Here is a 16,879-nt window from a genome sequence, read left to right on the forward strand (position 1 = left end):
TTCTCCGTGGTCACCGCGCCCCAGGGACAATGGCGGGCGATGACCGTCACCGCCCCCAGCGCCTCTACCGGCCCGCTTCCCGAGCCGTTGGGCTTCGGCCCCTTCACTCACCTCACCGTGCCGAACGCCCCGCTCTACCGCCAGGTGATGCGGGCATTCCTGACGGCCAAGGAACGGTTCGCGGTCCATCTGCGGCCAGAGGACGTCCACACCGCACTGCCTGCGGACATCAGGCCCGCCGAACCGGATGCCGTCGCCGGCGCGCTCGACAAGCTCGTCGGCTGGGGCAATCTGCGGGCGGACCCCGACACCGCCCGTGTGACCGCGGTCGAAGACTTCTACCGGAAGCGATTCATCTACCAGCTCACGCGGGAGGGAGAGGCCGCCGAGGAGGCGCTGTCTGCCTATGACGAGGCGCTCGGGCGTCGCGGCGCCCTTCAGGCCGTGGCCCTCCACGACATCGTCACCCAGCTTCGCGCCCTTCTCGTCCTGGCTGCCGAGAGGGAGCCGGATCCGGCCAAGACGTATTTGGCGCTCGACACGCTGGCCAGCCGTTTCGCCGCGCTCGCCGACAACGCACGGGCCTTCATGGGGTCGCTCCAGCGGACCATCGACCTCCATGACGTCGAGGAGGAGGTCTTCCTCGCGTACAAGGACCGGCTCATCCAGTATCTGGAGCGGTTCATCCAGGACCTGATCACGCTGGGCGGGCGGATCGCCCGGCTGATCCTGGAGCTGGAGGAGGGGGGCCGGGTGGATCCGCTGCTGAGGGCCGCCGCCCGGCGCGAGGCCGCCGACGCCTCGCCGGAGGAGGCCGTCGACGCCGAGCGCGAGGTGTACGAGCGGTGGGCCGCGCGCTGGGCGGGGCTCGGCGCGTGGTTCATCAGCAGGGACGGGCGGGAGTCGCAGGCCCGGCTCCTGCGCGGTCGGGCACTGGGGGCGATTCCGCAGCTCCTGGCCGTCGTACGGGCGTTGCACGAGCGCCGGGCAGGGCGCTCGGACCGGTCCGCGGACTTCCGGACCCTGGCCCGCTGGTTCGCCGAGGCACCCGATGACGACGCCCGGCACCGGCTGTGGCGAATGGCTTTCGGCCTCTACCCGGCCCGGCACCTCACCGTCGACGCCGACACTCTCGCCGCCCGGGCCGCGAAGCCCGTCCCGGCCGCCACACCGTGGGCGGACGCGGAGCCGCTGCGGATCAGCCCCCAACTGCGCCGCACCGGGAGCTACGAGCGGCGAGGCAAGCCCCGCAAGGTCGAGGACCGCGAGGCGAGGCGGCGCGCTCTGGCCGAGGCGGCTGCCAAACAGGCCGCGGAGACGGCCGCCGCCCGCGTCCGGCTCGTCACCGACGGTGTCACGCGCCTGTCCGAGCTCGGCGAGCTCGACCCGGCCTCCTTCGGCCTGTTCCTGCAGCTTCTCGGCGACGCGCTGGCCACCTGGCGCCCGGGGATGAGGCACACCGTGGCCACCAGCAACGACGGCTCCATGGAGATCCGGCTCACCGCGCTCGCCGACGGCACCACAGCCGACGGCACCACAGCGGAGGTCCGCACGCTCGGCGGAGTCTTCAGCGGCCCGGACCACCTCATCGAGATCGTCGACCTCACGGACGGGCACGTTCTCACGGACGGTGACGCCCTCGCGGACGGCGACTCCCTCACCGACGGAGAAGCCCTCACGGACGGTGACGCTCTGACGGACGGAGTCCTTGGCCGATGACCACTCCCCTCGCCGAGGTGCTGGACGGCCAGCATGCCGCCGACCTGCGCAAGGCCGCGCGCGCCCTGCTGAAGCACCCCCTTCTCCTCGCGCGCGGCCGCCACGCGGACGAGTTCCGCCTCGTCCGCCGGCACGCGTCCGAACTCCGGGAGTGGTTCGACCGCAACACCGGCTGGTCGCTCCAGGTGGACGCCGAGACGGCGCGGCTGCGCAAGACCCCCGGCGTACTCTCCGACCCCACGCACCCGGCGCGCGACGCGGGTCGCGGTGGAACCCCCTTCACCCGCCGCCGCTACGTCCTGCTCTGCCTCGCGCTCGCCGCCCTCGAACGCGGCGAGTCCCAGATCGCCCTCGGGCGCCTCGCCGACCAGATCGTCCTCGACGCCGCCGATCCCCGACTCACCGCGACAGGGATCGAGTTCGCCCTGGAGCGTCGTGACGAACGCCTCGACCTCGCCGCCGTCGTACGGCTGTTGCTCGACCTCGGTGTGCTGCGGCGGGTGGCGGGCGAGGAGGAGGCGTACGTCAGCGGGGCGGGCGACGTCCTGTACGACGTCGAGCGCCGCGTCCTCGCCGGACTTCTGGCCTCCCGCCGCGGCCCCTCCACCATCCATGCCGCATCCCTCGACGACCGCCTCACCGAACTCGTCGCCGAAACCGCCCTGGACAGCGACGAACTGCGCTTCCGGGCCATGCGCCGCGCACTCACCCGCAGGCTGCTCGACGACCCGGTCGTGTACTACGACGAGCTGACCGACGCCGAACTCGGCTACCTCACGCGGCAACGCGGCTTCCTCACCGCCAAGATCACCGAACTGACCGGACTGGTCGCCGAGGTGCGGGCCGAGGGGATCGCCATGGTCGATCCCGAGGACGACCTCACCGACCTCCGCATGCCCGAGCAGGGCACCCACGGCCACATCACCCTGCTCCTCGCCGAATACCTCGCTTCGGCCGCCGGCCCGGTGACCCTCGACGCCCTGGCGCTCCGTGTCCGTGAACTCGCCGCCGAACACGGCGGCTTCTGGGCGAAGTCCGCCCGGGAGCCGGGTATGGAGGCCGAGCTGGTCGAACAGGCCGTCGCCCGGCTCACGGCCCTGGGCCTGGCCTCCCGTACGTCCCAGGGGATCGCGGCCCGTCCCGCCCTCGCCCGGTACGCGGTCGGCGAGACCGTCATCCGCGAACCCGGCTCCGCCCCCGTGCCCCCGCAGCGAAAGGCCACCTCGTGACCCGCCTCCCCACCCCGCGGCGTTCGCGCTGGCAGCCCCTGCGCGTCGGGCTCGTCGACCTGTTCCACTACGACGTGGAGGAGTTCCACTTCCGGGACGGGCGCCTGCTGCTGCGCGGTAACAACGGCACCGGCAAGTCCAAGGTGCTCGCCCTGACGCTGCCGTTCCTGCTCGACGGCGACCTCAGCCCGCGCCGTGTCGAACCCGACGGCGACCCGGGCAAGCGGATGGAGTGGAACCTGCTCCTCGGCGGCGAGCACACGCACTCCGAACGGCTCGGCTACACCTGGATCGAGTTCGGCAGGCTCGACGACACGACCGGTGAGCAGCACTTCCGTACGCTGCTGTGCGGGCTCAAGGCCGTCAGCGGGCGGGGCATCGCCCGGCACTGGTACGCCGTCACCCGCCAGCGTGTCGACCACGGGTCCGCCGAACGCACGGAGGAGACCTTCCGGCTGGTCGACGCCACCGGCACGGCCCTGTCCCGGGACCGCCTCGCCGAGGCCGTCGCCGGACACGGCATGGTGTACGACCAGGCCAAGGTGTACCGCAAAGCGGTCGACGAAGCGCTCTTCGGCCTCGGCGAGCAGCGGTACGCCGCCCTGGTCGACCTGCTCATCCAACTGCGCCAGCCCCAGTTGTCCAAGCGGCCGAACGAAGCCGCTCTCTCCCGCGCCCTCACCGAGGCGCTGCCGCCCATGGACCAGGCTGTGATCGCCGACGTGGCCGAGGCGTTCCGGTCCCTCGACGAGGAGAAGGACGAACTGGCCGCCGCGTCCGCCGCCGAGCGGGCCGCCTCCGCCTTCCTGGAGCACTACCGGCGGTACGCCCGCATCGCCACCCGGCGCCGCGCCCGGCTCCCGCGCGCCGAGCACTCCCGCTACGAGCGCGTCCAGCGAGATCTGGCCGAGGATCAGCAGCACCGGGTTCGCGCCGAGGAGAAGCGGGCGGCGGCCGAGGAACAGATCAGGTCCCTGGCCGAGACCGGGGAACGTCTGAGGGCCCAGGAGAAGGCGCTGCGCGAGGCGCCCGAGATGCGCGACGCCCGGGAGCTGGAGCACGCCGCCCAGGCCGTGACGCGAACGGCGCAGGCGGCGCACCAGGCGCGGGAAGACCGCCAGCAGGCGGACGCCCTCCATACCAAGGCGCTCGGACGGCTCGGCACCGCCGACAACCGGCTGCATGCCGCGCGAGGCCGTGCCGACGAGACCCGCGCCCACGTGCGGGAGCAGGCAGCCGCCGCGCACGTCACCCTGCCGACGGACGACCTGCTGCCCGAGCCCGCGTCGCGGCGCGCCGTCGAGGAGGCCACGGACCGCGCCCGGCGGGCGCTCGCCCACCTCGAGGGCCGCCTCGAAGCGTCCGAGCGCGCCGCCGACGCGCACCGCCGGGCGGCGGGCCGTCTCGACGAGGAGGAGAGCGACCTCGCGCTGGCCGCCGAGACGCACGCCGAGGCGCAGGAGAACGCGGCGAGGGCAGGCCGGACCCTCCTGGACGAGGTACGCGAGCGCGCCCGCGCCTGGAAGGAGCTGGCCTTCGCCGACGAGACCGGCCTCCTGGACGAACTCCAGGAGTGGACCCGGCATCTCGACGGCCCGTACCCGGCGCGGGTCCACGCCACCCAGGCACACATCGCCCGCTCGGCGGACCTCGCCGACCAGGCCGCCGAAGCCGCCCGCAGGACCATGGAGCTGGCGGAGCGCACCGACGAGGTCCGTCGGGAGCTCGCCGCGCTGGAAGCCGGTGCCGGCCGTGAGCCCCAGCCCCCGGTGACGCGCACCCCCGGCCTGCGCGAAACGCTGCCGGGCGCGCCGCTCTGGCGCCTGGTCGACTTCCGTGACGAACTGCCCGAAGCCGACCGCGCCGGGCTCGAAGCGGCACTCGAAGCCGCCGGCCTCCTCGACGCCTGGGTGCTGCCCGACGGCATCGCCCTCGCGGCGGCCGGGCACGACGTCCTGCTCTCCGCGTCGGACGGACCGGTGAGCGGTGCCTCGCTGGCGGACGTGCTGTGCCCGTCCGTCGACCACGGCGACGCACAGGCCGCCGCCGTGGACGAGGCGACGGTGGCCCGACTGCTCGCCGCCATCGGTCTCGGCGGCATCGGTCCCGTAGACGGGAGAGAAGCCGCGACATGGGTGGCGCCCGACGGACGCTTCCGGGTCGGCGCACTCACCGGTACGTGGGCCAAGCCCGCCGCCGCGTACATCGGCGAGGGCGCGCGCGAGGCGGCGCGCCGGGCCCGTGTTGCCGCACTGGGCATCGAACTCGCCTCCCTGCGCGAGGAGTCGGAGAATCTCGCGGCTCGGTCCGAGGCGATCGCGGCACGCCGGCGCACGCTCGACGCCGAGCTCGCCGACGTCCCCGACGAGTCGTCGCTCACCCGGGCGCACGCGGTCGTGAGCGCCGCCGCCGAGACCGTACGCAAGGCCCGAGCCCGGTACGAAGGGCGTGCCGCCGAGGTCGCCGAGGCGGCCGAACACGCCGAGCGGGCCGCCGCCGAACTCGCCGAGGCCGCCGCTGATCTGGGGCTGCCCGCCGACCGTGCCGGACTCACCGCCGTACGTCACGCCCTCGGTTCCCTCGCCACCGCCCTGGCCGCTCTGTGGCCCGCGCTGCGCGAACAAGGCGAAGCCGCACGGCAGGTGGACGACGAGTGTGCCGAGGCGGCCGAGGCGGAGCAGCGGGTCATCGATCTCGCCCAGCGGGCCGAAGAGGCGGCGCGCGAGGCGGCGGCGGCCGACGAGCGGCACCGGACCCTGCGTTCCACCGTCGGCGCCGCCGTCGCCGAACTCCAGCGACGCCTCGTCGAGACCGCCGAGGCACAGCGGATCTGTGAGGCCGACCTGAAGAACGCCCGGCAGCGTCACGCCCAGGCGGACCGGGAGGCGAGCCGGGCCGAGGGGCGGATCGAGCAGCTGGAGAAGGAGCTGGCCGAAGCCGTCGAGGCACGTGCGGAGGCCATCGCAGCGCTCCAGCGTTTCACGGCCACCGGTCTGGTCGCGGTCGCGCTGCCCGAGCTCACCGTACCCGCCTCGGACGACGGCCCTTGGGCTGCGACCCCGGCCATCGCGTTCGCCCGCGCCATCGACTCCGGCCTGTCGTCCGTCGACGACACGGACGCCGCCTGGGAACGAGTCCAGCGTCGTCTCAGCGAGGAACTCAAGGCCCTGCAGGACACCTTGTCCCGGCACGGTCACAGCGCGTCCGCCCGCATGGTCGAGGACGGCATGGTCGTCGACGTCGTCTACCAGGGTCGTGAGCGTGCCGTACCCGAACTCGCCGACGCACTCGCCACGGAGGTCGGCGAGCTCACCCGCATCCTGTCCGCGCACGAACGGGAGATCCTCGAAACCCACCTGATCACCGAGGTCGCCGGCACTCTCCAGGAACTCATCGGTGCCGCCGAACGCCAGGTGCGGGACATGAACACCGAACTGGAGGACCGCCCCACCTCCACCGGCATGAGACTCCGACTGGTGTGGCGGGCGTCGCGCAAGGCCCCGTCCGGACTGGCCCAGGCCCGCGAGAGGCTGCGCCAGTCCGCGGACGCCTGGACTCCGGAGGACCGCGCGGCGGTGGGCGAGTTCCTCCAGGCCCAGATCGCCCGCCAGCAGTCCGACGACGGCTCGGGCAGCTGGCTCGAACACCTCACCGCCGCGCTCGACTACCGCTCCTGGCACGAGTTCGGCGTCGAACGCCACCAGCACGGGCGCTGGGTCCCGGCCACCGGCCCGGCTTCCGGCGGCGAACGCGTCCTCGCCGTGTCCGTACCGCTGTTCGCCGCGGCCTCCTCGCACTACGCCAGCGCGGGCAGCCCGCACGCGCCCCGCCTGGTCACCCTCGACGAGGCGTTCGCCGGTGTGGACGACGACTCCCGCGCCAAGTGCCTCGGACTGCTGAGCGCCTTCGACCTCGACGTGGTCATGACCAGCGAACGGGAGTGGGCCTGCTACCCGCAGGTGCCCGGCATCGCCATCGCCCAGCTGTCCCGGATCGACGAGGTGGCGGCCGTCCTCGTCACCCGCTGGGAGTGGGACGGTACGCGACGGCAGCGCCGCGAGGACCCCGTACGGCACGTGCCCCAGGGCGCGCTCGGCCGCGTGGAGCCCGTACGGCACGCGCCCCAGGATGCGACCGGTGCAGGGGAGCCCGAGCCGCTGTGGAACTGACCCATGGGCCTGAGCCCGGCACCGAAGGAGTCGACAGCGCGCGGCTCGCCCGGCTGCTCGGCACGCCGGACCTCTCCTGGCTCGTCGAACGAGCGCGCCGACGACTGGTGGCCGGGCAGCCCTTGACCGGTTCCGTGTCCCTGGCCGATCCCACTCCGGCCCAGCGAGCGGCGGCCGAACGACTTCTCGCCCGGGCCCCCGGTGGCGGCAGGTCTCTGACCGTACGGCTGGAAGCGGTCGACGCTGTACTGCGCCGTTCGGGCGCGAGCCCGAATGGTCTCGCCGCCGCGGTCGAGGCGCTCACCGGACCTGTCACCTCGCTCGTCCAAGCCCGCCAAGAGGAGGAGGACGCCTGGAAGCGGGCGCACACGCCGCTCGACGAGCTCGTCGCTTCGGTCCCCGCGCTTGCGGAGTGGGCGGCTCGGATACGCGCCGACGGCTTGGCGCGGCGCCTGGGGCGTACCCCAGACGTTACGTTCGGTCTGCTCACCGGGGTGTGCGCCGCCCTGCGCGCACTCCCCGCCGCCCCGGTCGTCTCGCTACCCGCCTTCGCCGCCCGGGTCCTCGGCTGGGCTCACGCCCTTGACGACGGCACGCCGCTGGCCACCCTCACCCTGTCCGGGGCTCGTGCACTGACGGGTTTCCACGATGGTCAGGGCGCCGAATGGCGACGCGAGGCCTGGGCGTCGGTGGGACTGTTGCGGGACGAGCTGTCCTCGACCGTACTGACCCTGAACCTGCGCGGCACCCCAGCCCTGGACCGCCTGGCCGAAGACGGCGAACCCTGCGTGCTCACCCTTCGCCAGCTCACCCGCAGGCCTCCGGCCGTCGCCGCTCCCATGGTGCGGATCTGCGAGAACCCGACCGTCCTCGCGGCGGCGGCCGACACGCTCGGTCCCGCCTGCCCGCCCCTGGTCTGCCTCCAAGGCCAGCCTTCCGCCGCCGCTCTCACACTGCTCCGGGGGCTGCACGACCACGGAGCGACCCTGTACTACCACGGGGACTTCGACTGGGGCGGGCTCCGGATCGCCGGCGTCCTTCGCCGCCGCGTCCCGTGGCGGCCCTGGCGCTACACGGCCGCGGACTACCGTGCCGCCGTGCTCCGCAGCGCCTCACCTCCGCTGTCACGGCTCGTCAGCACCCCGACGGAGACCCCCTGGGAGCCCGCACTCGCTGCGGCCGTCGCCGAACTGGGTGTTCGTGTCGAGGAGGAGAGGGAACTGGAGCTGCTGTTGTCCGATCTCGCGTGAGGGTCGTGACCGCCCGGCTGGGCAAAGGTAGTTGGGAGAGCGTCCGCTGATCGCGGCGGCATCGACCTGGGGGTGGATCACCTCGGCGAGTACGGCTGCCGCGGTGATCACTGAAGGGTCGGCGTCGCGAGCGGCGGTGAGTGACTTGCTGACCTCGCGGTCGCATCGCGCAGTCTTGGCAGCCCCTTCGCCGTGGAGTGATGAAGGAACGCTGCTTGCGCGGCCACTCCGATTTCGGAAGAGGTCCGTGGCACCCGGGCTTCGCGTGGGGGCGCGGAGCGCTGAAACCTCCTCCCGCCGCCACTCCCGGCGCAGGGGCCACAGCCGCCCGGCCTCGCCCCCTCGTCACCTGCGACGGCTGTGAGCGGGCCTTCCGCAGCCACGACCCGGACGCGTCCTGCGGGGATTGCAGAGAGGCGGCCGCCGCGTGAATCAGGCCCCGTCCACAACCGCCAGGTGATGGCGCAGCTCGTCGGCCACCCGCGCCGCATCGCCCGCACCCGGCACGCGCCAGTCCGTCTCGATGCCCTGGTCCACGGCCGCCTCGCTGCTGAAGCGGATCAGACCGGGGGCGGGCAGGTGGTGGTCCCGCAGCCAGATCAGGAAAGGCGCGGCCTCACCGGCCGTCGTGTCGGCCAGCACCACGCAGTCCCTCCCGTGGACGGTGGCCGTGCCGTCGTACTCGGTGCCGTCATCGGTGGCAGCCCAGAAGGAGAGGTACGGCTCGCCCTGGTGGGTGTGGTCCTGGCGGACCTTGTAGCGGGCTTCGGTGAACGACTGCCGCAGCGCTTCGCCCAGGCCGGCGAGGTCCAGGGACCAGGCATGCGGCTGCCGCTCCGGCGCGTAGAAGAGAAAGGTGGTCCGGTCGTCATCGGGTGCCACGGGCAAGTCCTTAGGAGATGGGGACGGTCAGGGGGAAAGGAAGGGGAACGGGCGTCACTTCACATAGCGGGCCGTGCCAGGCACCTGCTGGAGGGCCATGAGCGTCTGCCAGTACGGCACGGCCTCCTTGTCGTTGGTGACGATCTCCAGGCCCCGGATCTGGTCGTGCTCGTTCATCGCCTGGCGGTACTTCTCTAGTTCACCCTCGTCCTTGCCGATGAGGACATCCTTCTTGTTCCACTTCTTCGTGCCGTCCTCCTTGTACTCGTCCTCGATCTCGAACGTGGACTGGCGACGCCAGGTGCTCTTCCGGCAGTCGTCGTCGGCGTCCTTGACGTACTTGGCGTCCACCATCATCCCGTCGGCGGGTCGCATGCCGTCAGCGCCGATCGCGGGCTTCTCGTAGTCGGCGGGCAGGGGGATGATCCGCTCGGGGTAGCCGGCGATCCGCAGCTGGTAGGCGTTCTCCGGAGTGGTGGCATCCGGCTTGCCCCCGAAGCCCGCCGGCTTCAGGCCGTTGACCCAGCTGACGAAGTCCTTCCGCTCCTCCGGCGTGAGCAACCGTGGCGGAGGCACTGCGGCCGGCGGAATCGGATCCCGCCACGGGATGCCCGGATCGGGGTCCCGGTAGACCGCGGGCAAGATCCCCGGCATCCCACCGGTGTACGAGGCGAGCACGAGCGGTACAGGAGCCGGTACCGGCACCGGAACAGGGATCAGCGGAGGCAGGAACGGCAGACCCGGTGCGCTCGGCCCCTTACCGCCCTCCGGCAGCCTTACGCGCTTCTCGGCCGAGTCCAGGGCATGCCCCACCTCGCCCAGGCGACGGATCCACGGGTCGCCCAGGACGGCGTCGAGCAGGCCCCCGTCGAAGCCGTTCCCGCCGAACATCGGACTGTCCCAGGGCATGTCGACGGCGAAGAGGTCCAGCTGGCGCTGCTGGATCGCCGACTCGGCAGCTTCGACGTGTTCGGCGTATCGGTCGCACGCCTTCGCGATCTCGTTGCAGGCGGCCACAAGGTTGGCGACGAGCGGCTCGTTCTCCTGGACTTGGCCGGGCGGGCAGGTCAGTCCGACGGACATCTTGAAGTACGCCCGGAACGCGTCGGAGGCTTCGCCCGAGTGCGCTTTGTCGGCCGTCATCGCCGACGCCTGGGCGTCCTCCAGGAAGCGCAGCATCAGCTTGCCCCCGCGGCGCCAGCACCCCGCCACCTCGCGCAGCTTCTCGGGTGATCCACGGTAACGGTCGCTGCCGCCGCCGGGGACGTACTGCTCGTACCACGCGGTCTCCCCGACCGTCTCCGGCAGTTCCCGGCCCAGGCCGAGGTAGTTCTCGGGGCAGCCCTCCCCGGGGTCGCCCATGCCGGCGGTCATGTCCGCCTGTTTGCCCAGGAGTGCCGCCACGATGGCGCTTTCCTGGGCCATGAATTCGCGGGCATTGCGGATCAGCCCGCGGCTGGCCTCCCCGAGCACGTACGAGCTGGAGCCGATCTTGTCCAACGTGGCGGCAGCCGCCGATCGATACACCTTCGCGAACGCGCGCCCCGCGTCGTCGTCCCCTGCCATCCCGCGCTGTTGGTCCAGCTCGTGGTACAGCGCGATGGCGGTGTCCCGAGCCCCTCGCATGGTGTCGGTCAGGCCCATCGCGCCTTTGATCATTCCTTCGGCGATGAACTTGAGGTGTGGTGCCAGTCCGCTCATTGCGTCGCCCCTCCCGTACCCCGCGTCGCGGGTGCGAACAATGGTCCGTGCGACGACAGTTCTATCCCACGACGACGACAACCGGGTCCGACGGCAGTGCACTGCGGTAACTTGGCCGGTGTGACTGCCCTGACCATCGAACAGGTCCGCCACTGCGCCAACGGCGAGGGCAAGGGCGCCTGCCCCTTCTCGAAGCGCCGCTCGCCCCGCGAGGGCCTGCCCATCCTCACCGTGGACGAGGAGATCTACGGGCCGGCTCCAAGCCTGCTGTCAAGATCGGTCAGCGTCACGGGCGGTGGCCACTCGTGGACCTCGCGGTCGCGCCTTAGATTCGCTCCTTGCCATCGGTCGTCCTCAGTGGCCCCCTACAGGGGCATGTCGCGGGTCGAAGGTGCGCACGTAGCGCCCATAGCGCACGCCATGCACATCGATCTTGGGTCCGGTTTGCGCCGCGAGTGTTGCTGACCTGCTATTTCCCTTGACCTGTTCTTTGTTGACGTGTTTTCGATGACGCATCATGTGGAGTGTGTCGCGATCCTGGAGCCGGTGGGGAAGGACGCCTAACCTGCGGGTCCGGGTACTTCCGAAGGTCCGTCCGGCCCACCGGAACACCCGGGAGCCCGCTGTCTCCGGCTTAGCGATCACTCGACGCGGTTTATTGCGTTATCTGCTGCGGACTTCAGGGCCTTCGGCACCCTGGACTCAGTCGCCGGTGCCGTCCTGATCCTGATCTCCACCGGGTGTCGCGGACGGCGAGGGTGCGCGTGGGTGTGGGTGGGTGCCACGAGCGCGATCCGCGTCCGCGCTCGGCATCAGCCGGCCAGTTCCGCGTTGGCCACAGCCACCGCGCTGCTGTTCTCCGTGCGGGTACTGTTCAGCCTGCTCCGGTGCTCGGCGATCTGAGCCTTCTGGATCTTCGACTCCTCGGTGAACCACACCGCCACCAGATCCGTCTTCTGCTTGCAGTCGATCTCCGCCAGCGCCACGGCGATCTCCTCCTTCGAAGCCGTCCCCCCCTCCGGGTGCGACGCGATCTCAGTCGCCTCGAACGGGGTGGCAGCCGTGTAGCCCTCGGCCTTCATGCACTGCGACCAGGAAGCCATGGCCTGCTCGACGGCCGGGACCCGCATGGACTCGACGAAGCTGTTGCCGTTCAGCTCGGAGACGAATGTCAGGCCCTCGGGCGTGGGCCGCTTCAGCCTGTCCTTCGCCCACCCGGAGCAGCCTCCCTTGTGGATCTTCTTGCCCTTGTAGGACTCGGGGGCGGGTTCGGCAGCCAGGGCCGCGCCGGGCGCGGTCGGTTCCGTGGGCTTGGAGTGCCCGGTCAGCACCTGGACCTGTTCGTCGGTCAGCTCAAGCCGCTTCTGCCGCACCTGGTTGGTCAGAGCCTCGGGCAGGCCGTAACCGTACTGAGCGGCAGCCTCCCGGTCGGTGAGGCCGTATCGGCGCTCCATGTTGGCGTCGTTGTCGTTCGGTGGCGGGGTCGTCCCTGCCAGCGGCAGCTCTACGGAGAAGCCGTAATCGGCCATGCACTTCTCCTGGAGCTTCCGCGACGCCTGGTCCAGGGTCACGGTGTCCTGGTAGGTCTGCATATAGGGCTCCAGCGGCAGGGACAGACCCTTGGCCAGTCCCCGCTCCGGAGTCGCCTTGGGCCAGTGCTCCTTGTTCACCATCGGCTTGTTCTCCGCCACCGGCGTGGCGCCCGCGGTGTCGGTCGCGCCACCCCCGCCGCATCCGGTGATCAGGGTGGCTGCTGCCGCCATCGCCACAGCAACGCCCGTGCGCTTGTTCATGTTCAGCATGATGTGCCTCTCTGCGGTGGCGCCGGCTCAGGCGAAGTGCTGCGATGCGTTTTCGTTCTTGAGGGCCGATATCAGGTTCGTGAGATTGCAGTCGCCCCAGGGCTCGTTGTGGGCGAAATACTGCGAGGTGCCGCCGTACCCCGAGTTGTAGTACACGCGGTAGTTGTCGGAATAGGAGCAGTTCTGAACCGAGGCCGCGTTGTTCTTCACGTACTGCCCCGCGCCGTTGCCATTGCCGTTGAACACATAGCGGTACGTCGTCAGGGTCGACCCCTGGTACTGGCTCGTTCCGTAGTAGTCGGAGACGTTGCCGTAGAAAGTGGCCCAGCTGGTGGTGTATCGGCCGTCCTGGATGGCCAACTCCTTGGAGTTGTACAGCAGCCAGAGGTCTCCGTAGGAGCAGTTGATCCACGGGACATCGCAATTGTCCGTGACCTTGAACTCGGCGGCGTGAGCCGGGGTGGCCGTGGCCAGCAGCCCGACGCAAGCGGCGATCGCCGTGACGGCCGCGCTCATTCTGGCGCGCACCGACATGTTCTTCCCGTTGTGCATATCCATCTCCGTCCCTGTGTGCGTCCGACGTGCGATCGGATCTCGTGTGCGCGGTGGAGGGTGGGCGTGGGCCTCGGCCCCCGGATGCGTGATCAACCCGTCTGCGCCGCCGAGGCGAGCGCGCGGACGGTTGCCAGGTCGGCGTACAGGTTGTTGCCGGGGCACTCGGTCGGGTAGCCGTCGCGGTGGCCGGAGATCCGGTTCAGGGTGACCTTCTGGCCCTTGGTGTACTTGCCGTTGTCGGCGGCCGCGCTGAGCTGGACGGTGGCGGCGGCGTCGTAGCCGTACATACCGAGCTTCCAGGCGGCGACCGCGGCCACCGCGTCGAGCACGGGCTGCGAGGAGATGGCGTCGTTGTAGTTGCCGAGGACCGCGACGCCCGTGGTGTCCGTGTTGAATCCGTAGGTCTGTGCGCCGAGGACGGGCTTGTCGATGCCGCCCGCGCGGCCCTCGAATACGGTGCCGCACTTGTCGACGAGGAATTGGTAGCCGATGTCGTTCCAGCCCTGGCTCTGCACGTGGTACAGGAAGATCGCGCGGATGATGTCCGGGGACTGGTCGCAGGTGTAGTCGTTGGTGCCCGCGGTGTGGTGGGCGAACACCACCTTGGTGTCGGTCGTGTACGTCGCGGGGTCCTTCACCAGCGACTCGTCGGCGTTCCAGCCGGAACGTGGGACGACAGCGGGCTGCGGAGCGGTGTTCACCACGGCCGACGGGGCCGACGGCGCCGACCGGGCGAGGGCCTCGGCGGCGGTCGGGTCCACCAACTCCACGCGGAGCCCACCCGGCAGCTTCGACCTGCCGTGCTGCCCGGTCACCCGCACCTGCACGCCGTCCGACGGCCCCGTCCACAGCGGCTGGGTACCGGCGCGCACGCCCGCCGTGTCGCTGTCGGACCCCACCTCGGGCGTACGCACATCGAGATCGAGCTCACGCCAGCCCGACCAGGCGCCGGTGACGCTTGAGCGGGTGCGGACCTGAGCCGTACCGCCGAGCAGGGCACGCGGGTCGTCCCAGGTGACGCCCAGCATGCTGAACGGTTCGGTGGAACGCGCGGACAACGCCCGCCGCACGGGATCGGGCCCGTGCAACGCGATGCTCCGCACGCCGTCGACGGTCGAGATCTCCGCGGCGGCCTGGGACGGGAACGTCAGGCCGAGGGACGCGAGGGCAACGGCGGTGGCCGCCGCGATCCTGGCCGTACGACGGAAGGGGAACTGCTCGGTCACTGGGCTCCTTCAGAGGCTGCGGATGCTTCGGGTGCGGGAAGTTCACTGCTGCACGTGGTTCGACCGAAGGCGCCGGTGGCGGTGGCGCGTTGGACATGCCGGCCGCGGACGGCGAGGGTGCAGCTGGCCGTGCCGCCCTTTTCGCCGAGGGTGACGTTGACGATCGGGGAAGCGCCGAGCGGGACGCTCACGGTCTTCTTCCACGGGAGACGGGCGTTCGTGACCACGGTCGCCCGGTCGCCACTCGGCCCGCGGTAGGAGATGTCGGCGGTGCCCTCGCCGAGCACTTCGTATGTCACGCCGGCGGCGGGCGAGGCCTGTTGGCGCGCCGGCGCGTCGTCCGAGTCGAGGACTCCGTACGCCACGAACGCGCCGCACGCGAGCAGCAACACTGCCGCGACGGCGATGCCTCGACGGTCCGTTCCGCGGTCCTCCCGGGGCGGGGAAGCCTTCGTTGTGTCCGGGATTTTCGACTCTCCTGAGCCTACCGGCTTTTCTGTCGTGGGCATGGCCGCGCTTTCGGTCGACGCAAATTCGCCTGGGTTATACACCACAGGAATCGAGCGATGCCAGACAGCGGTCAAATCGGTAGAGTCAAGTCCATTCGTTGCAGTCCGACGAGCGCAATGCCCTAATTGCGTGCCCAGTTGACGGAGTGTCAACTCCATGACATAAGAATCCCCGGCTGTGAACGGCTCGCCTCCGGTGAGGTCGCTTCCCGCACGTGGGAAGCGGCCTGGTTCGCCATGCCCTGAGGAGTTCAGGTTGAGGTCACGTCCACCGCCACCGGCGAGGGATCCTCCCCCGTCGGAGCGTCGATGTGCACCCATTCACGCGCGCCGCCGGGGCGTCGAGGGAGAGATTTGCGTGAAACTGGGATACGAGCTCAGCGTGTCATGAACGATGTCGCGGATCTCTCACCCGGATCACGCCTGGAACAGGGAGGACCGAAGGTCGCCGAAGGCGCTTGGGTGAGGCGGATCTCCCACGTCGTGCGACTCGTGGTCGACTTTGCACTCGGGGGCTTCAGGGCTTGTCGGGGCGCGGCTTTCCCAAAGGGTGGACCGGCTTGGGCTGTTCAGAACTGTTCGTATCGATCTTCGGAGAAGCGGCTCTCCTGTCCTTCTCGGAAGCGTTCCCAGCGCCTGCTGCGTGCCCCGGCTGGTGGGCCCGCCCGCAGTAGGCGGGGACATGCTCCTCGCCGCCGGCCGCGCTGACAAGGCGTCGCCAGGAATTCGACTTCGCTGCCTTGTCCTTGTGCGCCGACTTCTCATACGCGTGGCACAGCACGTCGCGGTCCTTCGAGGTGAGTGGCGCAACAGGACTGTCGGATCGGTAGGGGATTCCGAGTCCCGACTCGTTCTCCGGAACGGCGGACGACGGCGCAGGCGCGATGGTGATGCGGCGCGGCTCCGGGGTCGGGGCGGGAGCGTCTGGGAAGGGGCCGGGCAGATCCCCTGCGGCGATAGCCACGCCGCCCAGGGTCACACTCGCGAGGAGCGCGGCCACGGCTGTCTTGAACGTATGCCCGCGGTTCCTCTGCTGCGCGGAAGGAGTCCAGTCGTCACTGGGGCGCGTTCGCCCGGATCCGTGCAGGCCGGCGTCACGTGCGGCCCGGAAGGCGGCGAGGGCTCCCGCTTCGGCCTCCCGGTCCGCGGGCTCATCGCTCGTGGCTGCCGAGCTCGCGAGCAGGGCAGCCCGCAGGGATCGCTTCAGTGCGGCGTCGCGCTGTTCATCGGTCATTCCTCTCCCTCCCTCTTCCCGTCAGTTCTTTCGCGAGCCGCCTCAGTCCTCTGTGTGCGGCGGACCGTACCGCACCGGGACGTTTGCCGAGGACCCGGGCGGCCGTCGGCCCGTCGAGACCGACGACGACCCGCAACAGCACGGCCTCGGCCTGGTCCCGTGGCAGCTCCTCGATGAGCGCGAGGACCTGGTCCGTCGAGAGCGCCTCGAGTGCCTCGGAGGCGGTGTCACCCGTGGCGGGTAATGACATGACGTCAGCTTCGAGACGGGCCGGGCGGGGCCGTGACCGCATCCGCCGGAGGTGGTCCAGCGCCCGGTGTCTGGCAATGGTCGCGGTCCAGCCGCGAAAGCCCAGCCCGTCACCGTGGAACCGACCGAGGTCCCGGGCGATCTCCAGCCACGTCTCGGAGGCCACGTCCTCGGCGTCCTCGCCGACGATTCCTCTCAGGTAGCCGAGCAGCCCTGGGTTGACGATCCGGTAGGCGTTCGCGAACGCTCCCTCATCGCCGCCCTGCGCCCGCTCGACGGCCAAGCCGAGTTCCGAGTCGAGTGCCGTGGTGGGCGCCTGCCTCGTCCCCTCACCCACACGATCCCCTCGGCCTG

The 16,879-nt window shown here is 70.8% G+C and carries 12 protein-coding genes; 4 read left to right on the forward strand and 8 right to left on the reverse strand.

Translation table 11 applies throughout. The features are described 5' to 3' along the window. Positions 1–39 precede the first annotated feature (39 nt). The 4 genes from ACFC0D_RS15280 to ACFC0D_RS15295 are packed head-to-tail and all read left to right on the forward strand — an operon-like array spanning position 40 to position 8,367. Positions 40–1,719 carry a TIGR02677 family protein gene (locus tag ACFC0D_RS15280; RefSeq protein WP_376435052.1) on the forward strand — a complete coding sequence of 560 codons (1,680 nt, stop codon included), beginning with the start codon at positions 40–42 and terminating at the stop codon, positions 1,717–1,719. Further along, on the forward strand, positions 1,716–2,948 hold the full coding sequence (locus ACFC0D_RS15285; RefSeq protein ID WP_376435054.1) for a TIGR02678 family protein: 1,233 nt from the start codon (positions 1,716–1,718) through the stop codon (positions 2,946–2,948). Before ACFC0D_RS15280 ends, ACFC0D_RS15285 begins: the two co-directional genes overlap by 4 nt. After that, positions 2,945–7,117 carry a TIGR02680 family protein gene (locus tag ACFC0D_RS15290; protein ID WP_376435056.1) on the forward strand — a complete coding sequence of 1,391 codons (4,173 nt, stop codon included), beginning with the start codon at positions 2,945–2,947 and terminating at the stop codon, positions 7,115–7,117. The genes ACFC0D_RS15285 and ACFC0D_RS15290 overlap by 4 nt, the downstream gene beginning before the upstream one ends. After that, complete coding sequence (locus tag ACFC0D_RS15295) at positions 7,108–8,367, forward strand: TIGR02679 family protein (RefSeq protein WP_376435059.1); 1,260 nt, start codon at positions 7,108–7,110, stop codon at positions 8,365–8,367. Before ACFC0D_RS15290 ends, ACFC0D_RS15295 begins: the two co-directional genes overlap by 10 nt. A 432-nt stretch (positions 8,368–8,799) precedes the next feature. On the opposite strand, the gene ACFC0D_RS15300 is transcribed toward ACFC0D_RS15295, so the two are convergent. The 8 genes from ACFC0D_RS15300 to ACFC0D_RS15335 form a co-directional block, all read right to left on the reverse strand. Continuing rightward, a complete protein-coding gene (locus ACFC0D_RS15300) occupies positions 8,800–9,249 on the reverse strand; it encodes a hypothetical protein (protein WP_376435062.1) in 450 nt (149 codons plus the stop codon). Positions 9,250–9,303: 54 nt separating this feature from the next. Continuing rightward, the gene (locus ACFC0D_RS15305) at positions 9,304–10,950 is read right to left on the reverse strand and encodes a restriction endonuclease fold toxin-2 domain-containing protein (RefSeq protein WP_376435065.1); all 1,647 of its coding nucleotides are present in this window, start codon (positions 10,948–10,950) and stop codon (positions 9,304–9,306) included. 812 nt (positions 10,951–11,762) lie between these two features. Next, complete coding sequence (locus ACFC0D_RS15310) at positions 11,763–12,743, reverse strand: hypothetical protein (protein ID WP_376435068.1); 981 nt, start codon at positions 12,741–12,743, stop codon at positions 11,763–11,765. A 36-nt stretch (positions 12,744–12,779) separates the two neighbouring features. Further along, positions 12,780–13,304 (reverse strand): hypothetical protein, encoded by a 525-nt coding sequence (locus tag ACFC0D_RS15315; RefSeq protein ID WP_376435070.1) that lies wholly within the window; start codon positions 13,302–13,304, stop codon positions 12,780–12,782. A 92-nt stretch (positions 13,305–13,396) separates the two neighbouring features. Further along, positions 13,397–14,533, reverse strand: coding sequence for an N-acetylmuramoyl-L-alanine amidase (locus ACFC0D_RS15320; protein ID WP_376435072.1), 1,137 nt, complete (start codon positions 14,531–14,533; stop codon positions 13,397–13,399). Next, positions 14,530–14,925: an MmpS family transport accessory protein gene (locus tag ACFC0D_RS15325; RefSeq protein WP_376435075.1), complete on the reverse strand. Its 396-nt coding sequence runs from the start codon at positions 14,923–14,925 to the stop codon at positions 14,530–14,532. The genes ACFC0D_RS15320 and ACFC0D_RS15325 overlap by 4 nt, the downstream gene beginning before the upstream one ends. Before the next feature lie 634 nt (positions 14,926–15,559). Then, a complete protein-coding gene (locus ACFC0D_RS15330) occupies positions 15,560–16,276 on the reverse strand; it encodes a hypothetical protein (protein ID WP_376435078.1) in 717 nt (238 codons plus the stop codon). Next, positions 16,266–16,862, reverse strand: coding sequence for an RNA polymerase sigma factor (locus ACFC0D_RS15335; RefSeq protein ID WP_376435081.1), 597 nt, complete (start codon positions 16,860–16,862; stop codon positions 16,266–16,268). The genes ACFC0D_RS15330 and ACFC0D_RS15335 overlap by 11 nt, the downstream gene beginning before the upstream one ends. Positions 16,863–16,879 lie beyond the last annotated feature (17 nt).

This window comes from Streptomyces sp. NPDC056222 (assembly GCF_042264065.1).
Taxonomy (GTDB): Bacteria; Actinomycetota; Actinomycetes; order Streptomycetales; family Streptomycetaceae; genus Streptomyces.